The sequence below is a fragment of the Chloroflexus sp. genome (assembly GCF_034432675.1).
Lineage (GTDB): Bacteria > Chloroflexota > Chloroflexia > Chloroflexales > Chloroflexaceae > Chloroflexus.
The window spans coordinates 1-12,620 of the sequence record NZ_DAOUBI010000024.1 but is presented as its reverse complement, the minus strand read 5'-3'; the positions used below and the strand labels follow the sequence as shown (position 1 = coordinate 12,620).

General features: G+C 57.8%; 9 protein-coding genes and 1 pseudogene. 3 read left to right on the top strand and 7 right to left on the bottom strand.

Annotated features, from left to right (window positions below; all coding sequences use genetic code 11):
• The 3 genes and pseudogenes from VAE55_RS19075 to VAE55_RS02125 form a co-directional block, all read right to left on the bottom strand.
• A pseudogene (locus VAE55_RS19075) lies at nt 1-352 on the bottom strand (transposase); the annotation flags it as partial.
• A 1,337-nt stretch (nt 353-1,689) separates the two neighbouring features.
• The gene (locus VAE55_RS02130; protein WP_322814175.1) at nt 1,690-2,589 is read right to left on the bottom strand and encodes an MATE family efflux transporter; all 900 of its coding nucleotides are present in this window, start codon (nt 2,587-2,589) and stop codon (nt 1,690-1,692) included.
• On the bottom strand, nt 2,586-3,107 hold the full coding sequence (locus tag VAE55_RS02125) for an MATE family efflux transporter (protein ID WP_322814174.1): 522 nt from the start codon (nt 3,105-3,107) through the stop codon (nt 2,586-2,588). Before VAE55_RS02125 ends, VAE55_RS02130 begins: the two co-directional genes overlap by 4 nt.
• A 113-nt stretch (nt 3,108-3,220) precedes the next feature.
• Here VAE55_RS02125 and VAE55_RS02120 point away from each other — a divergent pair, with 113 nt between their 5' ends.
• The gene (locus tag VAE55_RS02120) at nt 3,221-5,191 is read left to right on the top strand and encodes an amidohydrolase family protein (RefSeq protein WP_322814173.1); all 1,971 of its coding nucleotides are present in this window, start codon (nt 3,221-3,223) and stop codon (nt 5,189-5,191) included.
• Nucleotides 5,188-5,844: a dephospho-CoA kinase gene (gene coaE / locus VAE55_RS02115; RefSeq protein ID WP_322814172.1), complete on the top strand. Its 657-nt coding sequence runs from the start codon at nt 5,188-5,190 to the stop codon at nt 5,842-5,844. Before VAE55_RS02120 ends, coaE begins: the two co-directional genes overlap by 4 nt.
• Here coaE and VAE55_RS02110 read toward each other — a convergent pair.
• The 3 genes from VAE55_RS02110 to VAE55_RS02100 form a co-directional block, all read right to left on the bottom strand.
• Complete coding sequence (locus tag VAE55_RS02110) at nt 5,832-8,348, bottom strand: PBP1A family penicillin-binding protein (RefSeq protein WP_322814171.1); 2,517 nt, start codon at nt 8,346-8,348, stop codon at nt 5,832-5,834. The genes coaE and VAE55_RS02110 overlap by 13 nt on opposite strands.
• Nucleotides 8,349-8,727: 379 nt before the next feature.
• Nucleotides 8,728-9,072, bottom strand: a complete 345-nt coding sequence (locus VAE55_RS02105; protein ID WP_322814170.1) for a nucleotidyltransferase domain-containing protein — start codon at nt 9,070-9,072, stop codon at nt 8,728-8,730.
• Complete coding sequence (locus tag VAE55_RS02100) at nt 9,069-9,518, bottom strand: nucleotidyltransferase substrate binding protein (RefSeq protein ID WP_322814169.1); 450 nt, start codon at nt 9,516-9,518, stop codon at nt 9,069-9,071. Before VAE55_RS02100 ends, VAE55_RS02105 begins: the two co-directional genes overlap by 4 nt.
• A 317-nt stretch (nt 9,519-9,835) precedes the next feature.
• Here VAE55_RS02100 and VAE55_RS02095 point away from each other — a divergent pair, with 317 nt between their 5' ends.
• Nucleotides 9,836-12,280 carry a glycoside hydrolase family 31 protein gene (locus VAE55_RS02095; RefSeq protein ID WP_322814168.1) on the top strand — a complete coding sequence of 815 codons (2,445 nt, stop codon included), beginning with the start codon at nt 9,836-9,838 and terminating at the stop codon, nt 12,278-12,280.
• Between the two features lie 153 nt (nt 12,281-12,433).
• On the opposite strand, the gene VAE55_RS02090 is transcribed toward VAE55_RS02095, so the two are convergent.
• On the bottom strand, nt 12,434-12,620 hold a 187-nt coding region (locus VAE55_RS02090; RefSeq protein WP_322814167.1), incomplete at its 5' end, for a hypothetical protein.

The following is a 12,620-nucleotide window of genomic DNA, read 5'->3' as shown; positions in this document are numbered from 1 at the left end:
GGCGACGGAAGCGCGTCATCCAGGCGAACCTGCGCTCGACCACCCAGCGCCGCGGCAGCACGACAACGCCTCGCGCGGCGGTCGGCAGCGTGACCACCTCCAGGCGACTGCCGTGGGCGGCGGCCTCGGCTGCCGGTTGCTCACCAGTGTACCCCTGGTCAACGAAGGCCACATCCACCGTGTCGCCGGTCACCTCCTGCATACGGTGAGCCAGCGCCGCCACCTGCGCCTGGTCTTGTTCGTTGGCTGGGGTGACCACCACCGCCAGCAGGTGCCCCAGGGTATCCACAGCCAGATGCACCTTCGAACCTTTGCGCCGTTTGTGTCCATCGTACCCGGCACGTCTCCCGCTTTCCGGCGTCGACTGAAGTGTCCGGCTGTCCATAATGACTGCACGAGGCTAGGGAGTGCGGTCAGTGATGTCGCGCAGCAGCATCCGCACATCATGCACCATCTGCCCAACCACACCCGCCGTCAGCCAGCGCTGGGGCTGCTGATACATCACGGGCCACGGCGGCACGTCGGTGGGCAGCATTCGCTACGGTGCACCCGTGCGCAGCATGGAGCGCAGCTCGTTGGAGACGTCGCGCAGTGGGTAGTTCCGCTGCGGCGCTGATTCGTCCATCAGCGTCACATAGGGCGCGACGAACGCCTACTCTTCATCAGAACCATCACTGGGATAGGCTTTTCGTGTCATAGCGTCATGATATACGAGCAGAACCGAAAAGCCCATAACAGGCTCTAGTCAATCTTGACTTGCACTGTGTGTCATTCAGGTTATCAGAACCGTGCCGGCGCACTGCTCGTGCCACCGCTGAGGCGCTGGTGGGTCAGTACAGATGCCCAAATTTGGTTCACGGACAGTTGCAGGCAGAGGCAGCGCCAGCGTGATGGAGAAACGAGCGGGTCAGCTTGGGGCTGCGTCCAGTAGTGGTATGCGACACACCCCCACCCTCAATCGGCAGTACAGGATGACTCCCGCTTGCGCGCTCTGGTTCAGGGTGGCGAAACCCTGCGAGACGCAGGTATGGTGGGCTGTAGCAGGATGGTAAGCGAGCCTCCCGCTCGCACTCCCAGGTTGTCCCAGCACGAGATGGAGCGCTTAAGGGTGTCCCATGAGGACGGCGTTTGATAGCGTGCCACGACACAAGATTTGATATGATGAGTTCGTAAAGGTGGGGCTGCACCCAGCAATGCACAGTGACACGCCCCCACCCTCACCCGCCCCCGCTGGGGTATGCATTACCCATAACTCGAATACTGCATAGCTCGCATGCCGGAGCGGGGGTGATGGCCGGTGAGTCGGTGGATTAAAACCCTGCCTCAATGCGTGGAAGCCCCTTCGGGGCTGGTCTGCCGGCGGGGAGCAGGTGCCAAGCGCACGCATAGATAGCCCCAGTGGGGCTTCCACGTCGTGAGGGCAGGCGTCAGCTCGCACTACTGCAGGGCTGGCCTGGCGGTGGGAAGCAGGACGCTGCGGTACGCATGACCACCTGGTGTGCATGCCACATGATATGCCGTGTCCAGGTGGCGAGACTCTGCGAGACGAAGGTATGGTGGGCTGTAGCAGATGGTAAGCGAGCCGGCGGCTCGCGCTCCCAGGTTGGATGCGATCCGCTGCTGCCATTGCCGCAGAAGACCAGCGCCGTGAATGGCTCACGACCCGAAAGACCAGCCAGGTTTCCCCGGTTACAACACTCTCGCAATTGCCGTGCGCACTGTAAGCAGGTCAGGCCGACCCTGGCCGCCAGGATGTGATCCGCTGCTGCCATTGCCGCAGAAGACCAGCGCCTCACATGGCCCGATGATCAGGAAGGCCAGCCAGATACCCCACAGTGCCGGCAGCCACCATAACACAATCACCAGTGCCAGCCCGACACAAATCCAGATCGCTGAACCGCTGATCACCAGCGGCGAGAGGGTGTCGCCCAGACCGCGCAGGGCACCGCCGAGGGTAAAGGTAATCGCCCACGCCAGCTGTGTCAGGGCAACCACGCGCACCGCAGCAGCTCCCGCGGCAACCAACTGCGGGTCGCTGTTGAACAGCCCTACCAGACCCTCGGCGAAGATGATGAATAAGACACCCAGGCCACCCATCCAGATCAAGGCCCAGCGCATTGCGATATGGGCAATGCGGCGGGCTTCTGCCGGACGCTGGGCACCAATCGCCTGTCCAACCAGCGCCGTTGCGGCCAGGCCAAAACCGATGCCGGGCAGGAAGGAGAGCGAGAGCACGTTGATCGCTACACGATGGGCCGCGAGTGGCACTGTGCCCAGCGTGGCTACCACCGGGGTCAATGTGGCAATCGCGCCGATGATGAGCACCTCTTCCAGTGCTGCCGGCATTCCGATGCGCAACATATTGCACAACACATGCATGCGAGGCCACCACTCACCACGGCCACCGGCCCGCACACCATTGCGCCCCCGCCATAACACACCGACCAGGAGGATGGCACCGGCAAAGCGGGCAATAACCGATCCCCAGGCACTACCAACCGCCCCCAACGCCGGTAAGCCCAGCCAGCCGAAGATCAATGCTGCACTGGCAATAACATTGATTACGTTGACAAAAGCCGTGATGATCATGGGGTACGTGTATCACCGACTCCGCGTAAGACACCGCCGATGAGGAACATCATCGTCAGTGTGGTGATGGTGCTCATGGTCACTGCCAGATAGTCAATCCCAACCTGGCTGACATCGGGGGTCAGGCCGAAGAGTCTGATCAGCGTGGGCGTAAGCGGCAATCCAATGGCGGTCACCGGTAGCCCGATAAGTACACTCCAGAGCAATCCCTGGCGCACCAGGAAGCTGGCCTCTTTCAGACGTCCACCACCATATGCCTGCGCGACCAGCACCGCCACGCCAACCGATAACGCGCTCAGTGCACCTGTCGTGACATAGATGACCTGCAATGCCGCGCCGACCCCGGCTAAAGCGACGGCTCCCAATGAGGTGACCAGGATCGTATCAACAACGCCGAGCATGGTCTGGAGCAGGTTTTCCCCGATAACCGGCCAGGCCAGCCGCAAAACGCGCCTTTCCAGTTGGGCATGCGACGGGGCAGGATGGGTTGCGGTCTCTTTGTTTTCGATTGAAAGCATTTTTGGTTGCATCGCCGTCAGTATACCCGACATCGGTACTTTGGTGGATCGCACCTTTGCCCGATTTCTCGTACAATGGAAGGAAGAAGGTGAGTGACAAAGGAGGCATTTTCATGGAGCATGTTGACACCCTACTCACCGGCGGCACGGTCGTTACCATGGACTCAGCGTGGCGTATCTTTACTGATGGTGCCGTCGCTATTCGTGATGGGGTTATTGTAGAGGTAGGGCCAGCCGCTGAACTAAACCAGCGGTATACGGCTACGGAGACGATTGATTGCCGCGATTGCGCGATCATTCCGGGGCTGATCAACGGCCACGCTCATGTGCCGATGAGCCTCTTGCGCGGCCTAGTTGCCGACCAGCAGCTCGATGTCTGGCTCTTCGGCTATATGTTTCCGGTCGAGAGTCAGTTTGTTGACGCCGAGTTTAGCTTCACCGGTACACTCTTGAGCTGCGCCGAGATGATTCGTGGCGGAACAACGACCTTTGTCGATATGTACTATTTTGAAGAAGAGGTCGCACGGGCTGCCGATCAAGCCGGGATGCGAGCGATTTGTGGGCAGACGGTGATGCGTCTGCCCACCCCTGATGCCGATTCGTTCGATGCCGGGATCGAGCGGGCACGGCGTTTCATGGCCGAGTGGCGCGGTCATCCCCGCATTATTGCGACTATTGCCCCCCACGCGCCGTACACCTGCACCGATGAGATTTACCGCCAGGCGGCAGCGTTATGTGCTGAGTTTGGTGCACCACTGATTACGCATCTTTCTGAAACTGCGCGCGAAGTTGAAGAGAGCATCCGTGATCGTGAAGTGACCCCAATTCGATATGCCAAACGGGTGGGCGCGTTCGATGTACCCTGCATCGCTGCCCACTGTGTTCACGCCACCGAAGATGATCTGCGCCTGTTGCGCGAAGCTCAGGCCGGGGCTGTGCCTTGCCCAACCAGTAACCTCAAACTGGCGAGTGGTGTGGCTCCTTTCCGCCGAATGATCGAAACCGGGGTGCGGGTTGGTCTCGGTACCGATGGCCCGGCGAGCAATGACGACCAGGATATGTTTACCGAGATTCAACTGGCGGCGCTCCTCCCGAAAGGCTTGAGCGGCGATCCAACGGCGGTTCCGGCACGTGAAGCCTTCGCGCTGGCCACATGCTGGGGCGCTCGTGCGATTCACCTTGACCATCTGATTGGCTCGCTGGAAGCAGGGAAACGCGCCGATATTGCCGTTGTTGAGCTGCACCGGTTGCACAGCGCACCCCGCTACACCTACGCTCCCGATGCCATTTACTCCCACCTTGTCTACAGTAGTCGAGCTGCCGATGTGCGCGATGTGCTGGTAGATGGCAACATCCTGCTCCGTGATCGTCAGTTACAGACCATTGACGAGACGGCAATTATTGCTCGCGCACAGACAATTGCGATGCGCATCAACGAATTTCTTGCTACCCGCGAACGGAATTTGCTGGCCAAGATTCTGGCCCTCGGTGGTGTGCAGCAGGCGGAAATTTTCGAGATACAGGTGAAAGCCCGCCTGCATCCGGCAGATGTCGAGCGGGTACTGGCAGTACTCAACCATCCGGCAATCACTGTCACAAAAACCAGTGAACGCACCCAGTACGACACCTATTTCGTCTTCGCCAACGGTGAGCGCATTCGGATACGTGAGGACCACCGTACCGATCCCGGTGCTCGTCCCCAGCCCAAGTACACGCTCACCCTGATGGCCGAGGCGCGTCGTTTTGATCACCCCAAGGCGATGATGTTGTCACGAGCGCGGTATACCGCGCCCGCCGATCATACCGTGCGCTTCTACCGCGAATACTTTCAGCCCGACCGGATCGAGGAGCTTGAGAAGCAGCGTCGGCGTTGGCGCATTCTCTACCGCGATCATGATTTCGCGATCAACCTCGATACGCTCATCGGTCAGGCAGATCGCGGCCCATTCCTCGAAATCAAGAGCCGCACCTGGAGCCGCCGTGATGCCGAGCGGCGAGCTGAACTGATCAGTGAATTGCTGGAACTGATCGGTATCAGCGATGACGCCCTGGTGCTGCAGGAATACGTGGAGCTGGTGGCATGAAACATCCCGGCATCTTTCTGATCGGTCTGACCGGCAGTATCGCCTGTGGCAAGAGTACCGTTCTGGCCATGCTGGCAGCCCTCGGTGCGCGTACTATCGATGCTGACCGGGTAACACACCGTCTACAACAACCGGGTACACCGGTGTATCAGGCCATTGTCGCAGCGTTCGGCCCCCAGATTTTGACTGCACCTGGCGGTGCGATTGATCGCCGTAAGTTAGGGAACATCGTATTTAACGACCCGGCGGCGCTGAAGCAGTTAGAGTCTATCGTCCATCCGGCGGTACGCGCCGAAATACAACGGTTTCTGGCCGAGGTTGTCAACGCCGGTGGGTATGCCACCCGTCTGCGACCTGTAGAACGTCCGATTGTGGTGATTGATGCAATCAAGCTCATCGAGTCAGGTTGGGCCGACGAGTGTGATCAGGTCTGGGTCGTTACATGCCCGCCTGAACAACAGATTGAGCGCCTGATGACAACCCGGGGGATGTCGCTGGCTGAAGCACAGGCCCGGATCGCCGCGCAACCTCCGCAAGAGAGTCGCTTCAGCCGCGCTCATGTCATTATTGACAACAGCGGTTCGCAAGCTCATACACGTGCTCAGGTTGAAGCGGCATGGCAACAGGCTCTGGTTGCCAGTCACGGCGCGTAGGTCACCTGTCGGCGCTCTTCGATCACGACCCCATCGGGCAGGGTGACTCGTAGACGAATGGTGTACGTACCGGGTGGCCAGGCACCGGCATTCCACATCCCAAGCAACCCCTGCTCAACCGGCTGGCTGCTCTGCCCCAGCACCTGCCAGTCGGTTGGATCGCTACCGCTGCCAATATCAAGAATAAAGGGGCCGCGAGCAGTACCCTGGATAAAGACCAGGGTATTGGTAATCACGCTATGCGCGGCGAGGTCGAGCAGAGCAAACGCGCGATCCGGCTCACGGGGTGGTGGACAGTACTCGGTCGGTGGTGTCAGACCATTGCGGCGCGCCCAATCGGCGACTTCGGTAGGGTAGACGACGAACGTCTTCGAGCGCACCTCTTCAGGCGGGGTATATGTCGTTGCCAGACACGAGCCATCACCGGCTACACGCACCGTTTGATATGTGATATTGCTCACCGGCCCGGTACCGGCAACGAAACGTTCGGTGATGATCTGGGGACACTTCGGAGTAGGGGGGCCACCGGTCTCGGCGCACACCGGCTGTTCGACGATCCCGGCAGGTGGCACGAAGGGCTTTGCCTCCCGATGTGCGTGGTAACGTAACATCAACTCACGCCAGATCAGACCGGCGCCGTTAGCACCGGCCACTTCCGCCATAGGCTGATTATCGTTATTCCCTACCCATACCCCAATCACCACAGCACTGGTATAGCCAATTGCCCAGGAATCGCGATAGTCATTACTGGTCCCGGTCTTCACTGCAACCTGAATATCCGGCAACTCCATCACATTGTTGCGCCCGAAGACCGGCCAGCGCGCCGCATTATCGCTCAGAATATCACTGATCAGAAATGCAATTTGTTCGCTCTGCGGGCCTAGCAACGGCTTGACAGGGGGTGGCTGCCAGGTTTGTAAAATCTCACCCCGGCTGTTTGTCACGCGCAAAATAGCTACCGGTCGGACCTGGCGCCCCCCTGCCTGTAGTCCGGCATAAGCGCCGGTCAACTCCAGCAGGCGCACTTCGTTACTCCCTAACGCCATTGCCAACCCGTAGCGGCTGGGATCGGTAAAACTGCTCACCCCAAACTGACTCATCAAATCGACAAACGTTTCTACGCCAACAAACTCCAGCGCTTTCACCGCCGGAATATTGAGCGAATTCGCCAGTGCCAGCCGCAGACGTACCGGCCCGCGGAAGCGGCCATCATAATTGCGTGGCTCGTACACCACCCCGTTCATCTGCCAGCGCGTCGGCACATCCCAGAGCACGGTTGCCGCTGTCCACCCACGCTGCAAAGCAGCGGCATAAATAAACGGCTTCAACGCCGAACCGGGCTGACGGAGGGCCAGGGTCACATTCACCTGACCATCAGGCGCGTTGTAATCGACACTCCCGACCATCGCCAGAATCTGACCATCAGGGGCGAGCATGACCACACCGGCATTGCCGGCATTGCGGGCACGCAGGGTTGCGATCTGTTCGGCAGCAACCTGTTCGGCCTGCGTCTGCCAGGACGGGTCAAGCGTGGTGATCACGCGCAAACCACCGCGATTCACCATCTCCTCGCCGAATTGCGCGACGAGCAGGTCGTAGACGTAAAAGACAAAATGGGGCGACTGAATAGAGATGGTGGGGTATACTAACCGAATCGGCTCGGCAAAGATCGACTCGGCTTCGGCAGGACTAATGAAACCGGCGTCAACCATTTGATTCAGTACGATACGCTGACGGGCGCGAGCCAGCGGCAGATTCTCAAACGGATTGTAGTTCGAGGGTGACTGCGGCAATCCGGCCAGCAGGGTCGCCTCACCGCGACTCAATTCCCAGACATGCTTACCGAAGTAACGTTGGGCTGCCGCCTCAACCCCATACGCCTGCGCACCGTAGTACACTTCGTTCAGATAGAGCGAGAGAATCTGTTCCTTACTATACTCTTGACCAACCCGAATCGCCAGAATTGCTTCGCGAATTTTACGTTCAATTGTCTGCTGCTGAGCTTCTTCAGGCGTCAGTAAAATTGCCCGCACCAACTGCATAGTAATCGTACTGGCGCCTGAAACAGTCTCACCAGCGTTCACATTTTGCCAGAAAGCCCGCACAATACTCGGCAAATCCACCCCAGGATTGGTATAAAAATTCGCATCTTCAACAGCCACCGTTGCATCGCGTAAAATCTGGGGAATGCGCTCCAGTGCCACCGGCACCCGTACCCCTGGCCCAATCACCTCGTACAACAGCGTAACGCCATCGCGGGCGTAGATGCGTGTATTCTCGAAGCTACGGTACTGATCGATCAGCTCCGGCGGCGGCAAATCGCGACCGTAGTAGAGATACAGGCCAATCAGCCCCATCATTCCCATCAATACCAACACCAACAGCGTAAAAAAGAGCCGATTGAGCCAACGCCCAACAATCAGCATGCCCCGAATCGGCCATGGTGGTGGTAGCGGCTTTCGCTGCCGAAAACGCGGTAAACGTGGACGCGGACGCCGTGTCATAGGGTGCAATACCGATAACGTATCCAGACTAATGATCCATTCCTCATAGTACTATAGCGCGATTCGCAACGGCTTGTAGTGAAGAAAATGTCATAGCGTTCACCAGATTCGGTGCAGGGAAGGTGGCATGGGTTAAGGCTTCTTCGTGGTCGTTATGAGCGTGTTTAAGATGAAATCAGTATGGTACAATCTTCATTAAGCAAAGCAACAACGGCAAACTGTTATGATGCTACCATTGCAATGAACATAGCACTTTTCGTAACATGAAAAAGATAGCATATTTTGATGGAAGGTGAATTGGTCTTTTTAACGCAATTCTAGATATCGTCTGGCGTTCCCGCACTGTCGAGTAGCCATCAGCTTCACCACGTTCCGCATCTCAATCTTCCCGGACGTTGTCGGTACTCATTGCCGGTTGCACCACCACATACCCGCGTTCAATCTCGTGATGGAATGAAGGCGGAATCCGTGCCCAATCCACCACATCAACCCGAATCGGGAGATTACTGGCGACAAACGCTTCCCGTAGTGCAACGATATGGTCACACGGCTCTGACAAATGACGAGGATTCCGCACCACCAGATCGAGATCACTGGCGGCAAATGCCTCGCCCCGCACCCGACTGCCGTAGGCCCAGACCTCGTATTCGGGGACGTATGTTTGCAAAATTGTGCGCACCTGGGCGAGATATTGGGCGGGTAGATCAAGGTATGGCGTAGTCATAGGTCATCTTCGACAATGGTTGCGCCGGTACGGAGACGTTCTGCCAGTGCATACGCATCGCGGATGAAATCAGGCAACAGTGTCAACGTTTGCTGAACGAAGGCGTCACCGTAATCGTGAGCCGTGCTGTTGCGATTATCGCGATAGGTAAACCAACGCTCAACTTCAGGGATGGCAAGCAGAGAATGTTGGGCAGCGAGGCGTAGCAACTCGCGTACCGGCGTTGCTTCAAGTCGGCGAATACCATAGCCAAAATCGCGCAGGCGGCGCCGGATCAGCCGGAACGAGACCTCCTGAGCCAGTTCAAAACCCTTGATGATCGCCATCCGCAAGACTTCCTGCGTCGTCGGTTCCCGCTCTTCCACGGCACGCTGATACATAGAATATGCCGTCTCCAGTGCACGTAATGTGTTCTGCAGATGATCGGTATTGATTGGCGTCGTCATTGGGCCTCACAATTACGTAAAAGTGATTGTACGACGATATTGTAATGGTTCGTAGCACAGTTTGCCAGGAGGGGCAGCTATCTGGTGTCGCCGGTTATGTCGAAACGGTATTCTACATCCTCACAGAAAGTGTGAACGCCTGAGTCAGATCACCCTCGTCAGGTGTGCGGAACGATCAGGTTCCAGCCATCTACCAGCGCTGACGGCCATAGCTCTCTTCAGATATTGCTCTGTCAAAAGCTAGTTCTCTCAATCTCCCTCACCGTTTATGCTACAATCATCCCCCGATACCGCTTTTGCACATTGAGGAGTTCGCCATGTCGCAAGCCCCGGCACGGGTAGGACTGACCGATACCCGCTATTTTATGCCGTTATCCCGGCTTGGTGCCGTCCAGTCCATTGAACGAGGCATTCTTGCCGCACTCGACCATGAATGGCTACGGGTGGAATGGATTCGCGAAGATATTGTGCGTTTGAAGATCAGTCGTGGCGGTCATTTTGATGAGCATCCGTCGTATGCCGTCTGCGTTGATCTGAATCACGCGCCGATACCGCCATTTACCGTCGCCGAAACGACGACATCGCTGGTGTTGCGCAGTGCGCGGCTGGAGGTGATCATCGGTCGTGATCCGTTCACGATTACGATCCGGCGGAGCGATGGTAGTTCGGTGATGACCACCGCAACCGGACCTGATGGGCGGCCATGGGCGTATGCAACGCTCAATGATGCCTTCGCGTTTCATCGAGTTTGTGCCCGTGATGATGCCTTTCTCGGTTTGGGTGAGAAGACTGGACGCCTGAATCGGAAAGGGCGGGATTTTATCTTGTGGAATAACGATGTACTGAGTCCGCATGGTGAAGCCGAATTCGCCGTCGGTCGCGATCCCGCCGATCCGCGCACGAAGAATACCAGCACGGAGTTCGATCCCTATTACATCTCAATTCCGTTTTTCTACCATCTCGATCAGACCGGGAATGCTGCCGGTTTTTTTCTTGACAATCCATATCGGGTGCATGTTGATTTTTCGCCTGCCGAGACCTACGGCATCTGTGCGTTGGGTGGTCAATACACAGAGTATGTGCTGGCCGGGCCACGGATTGCCGATATTCTCGAAGGATTCACCTGGTTGACCGGTCGGCTGGCACCGCCGCCAATCTGGGCACTTGGTTACCATCAATGTCGCTGGCACCGCTACAGTCAGACTGACATCCTGGCCCTCGCTGCCCAGCATCGTGAACGGCGCATCCCATGCGATACGCTCTGGCTCGATATCGAGCATATGAACGGCTATCGTGTCTTCACCTGGAATCATGAATTGTTTCCCGATCCGACAGCCCTCGCTCGCCAATTGCACCAGCAGGGCTTTCGCCTCATCACGATTGTCGATCCCGGCGTGAAGGTCGATCCCGATTTTGCGTTGTTCCGCGAGGGGATAGCAAACGATCTGTTCTGTCGAGCAGCAAGTGGTGAGTTGTACATCGGGCAGGTCTGGCCCGGTCGCACGGCGTTCCCTGATTTTGTGAAACCGGAAGCACGTACCTGGTGGGGTGAGCAGAATGCGCGTCACGCGCAGTTAGGCATTGCCGGTATCTGGAATGATATGAACGAGCCGGCAACCGGTGCTATTCCGCCATATGCGATGCGCTTCAACGGTGGCCACGAACCGCACGAACGCTATCACAATCAGTACGCATTGCTGATGGCGATGGCGACGGTAGAAGGATTACACACCGCGTTCCCCAACCAGCGCACGTTTGTGCTATCACGGGCCGGCTTTGCCGGGATTCAACGGTACGCCGCTAACTGGATGGGTGATAATTGTGCGCGTTGGGATCATCTCTGGATGAGTATGCCAATGGCAATGGGGACAGCTCTGTCCGGGCAGGCGTTTATCGGCGCTGATATTGGTGGTTTCGCCGGTGACACCCAACCTGAACTCTTTGCCCGCTGGATGCAGTGCGCCGCACTGACACCCTTCTGCCGTAATCATAGTGCCATTGGTCATATCGACCAGTATGCCTGGTCGTTTGGATCGGCCATCGAGCAGATTGCCCGTAACGCGATTGAATTACGTTACCGCCTCATGCCCTATCTGGTCACGGCCTTCATACGAACCGTGGAAACCGGTGAACCGGTACAACAGCCGCTGGTCTTCGCGTATCAATACGACCGGTTGACTCGCGAGATAGATGATCAATTTCTGCTAGGGCGCGACTTGTTGGTTGCACCGGCATACAAGCCAGGAACGACGACTCGACAGCTCTATCTGCCCTCCGGTGAATGGTACGATTGGCATACTGACACGCGGTATGCCGGTGAACAATTTGTGGTAGTGCCCGCTCCACTCGACCGCCTGCCCCTCTTTGCCCGTGGCGGGGCCGTTGTTCCGCTCTGGCCGGATGTACCGGCTTCGACGATGGGCTACTACCCGGAAACCATTGAGTTACACCTCTTCATCCCAACGCACGATGGTGTCTACACCGCAGAGTTACACGAGGACGATGGGTTGACCCTAGCGTTTCAACAGGGTGCATATTACCGTACCCTGTTCCGGGTCGAACGCCGTGGTCATGAACTCACGATCAGTGGTTCGACCCGTGGTGATGGTTTTGCTGAATGTGCCCGTACATCCTTCACCCTTGTCGTCCACGGGGCGAACCCGGCGATGGCGGTGGTGAATGGAACACCTCAGGCGTTCGTGAATGGCCGCACGACATTTACCAATCGCGGTGAAGCTTTTGTCTTCTCGTTCACGGTGTGATGCGATTTAGAGACAGCGAGAGCGCACTTCTAATCTCCCCTCTCCTGCTGAGCAGCGCGGGAGAGGGGCCGGGGGTGAGGGCGTTCTCCCCCCATCCCGGCCTCCCCTCATTGGGCTATGCATTACCCACAACTGGTGTCAACCACGTGCGTATCAGCGGGGATGATCGCCGCGGATGCTGTTGTAGGCGACTGCCCCGGTGACAGTGCGCCGCTCCAGCCGTGGTATCACGTGCTGAATGGGTTGCCTTACACGCGCATCATGTGCGTGTCGCGCAGTTTGGAGTGCGGCAGCCATACTACCGCGCCAGCCGCGCTCACGATCCGGCGCGTGGCCCACT

Excerpts from the sequence above, each read along its gene's own strand:
- VAE55_RS02125 (WP_322814174.1), bottom strand. The coding sequence starts at position 3,107 with ATGCTTTCAATCGAAAACAAAGAGACCGCAACCCATCCTGCCCCGTCG.
- VAE55_RS02095 (WP_322814168.1), top strand. The coding sequence starts at position 9,836 with ATGTCGCAAGCCCCGGCACGGGTAGGACTGACCGATACCCGCTATTTT.
- VAE55_RS02105 (WP_322814170.1), bottom strand. The coding sequence starts at position 9,072 with ATGACTACGCCATACCTTGATCTACCCGCCCAATATCTCGCCCAGGTG.
- VAE55_RS02100 (WP_322814169.1), bottom strand. The coding sequence starts at position 9,518 with ATGACGACGCCAATCAATACCGATCATCTGCAGAACACATTACGTGCA.
- VAE55_RS02110 (WP_322814171.1), bottom strand. The coding sequence starts at position 8,348 with ATGACACGGCGTCCGCGTCCACGTTTACCGCGTTTTCGGCAGCGAAAG.
- VAE55_RS02130 (WP_322814175.1), bottom strand. The coding sequence starts at position 2,589 with ATGATCATCACGGCTTTTGTCAACGTAATCAATGTTATTGCCAGTGCA.
- VAE55_RS02120 (WP_322814173.1), top strand. The coding sequence starts at position 3,221 with ATGGAGCATGTTGACACCCTACTCACCGGCGGCACGGTCGTTACCATG.
- coaE (WP_322814172.1), top strand. The coding sequence starts at position 5,188 with ATGAAACATCCCGGCATCTTTCTGATCGGTCTGACCGGCAGTATCGCC.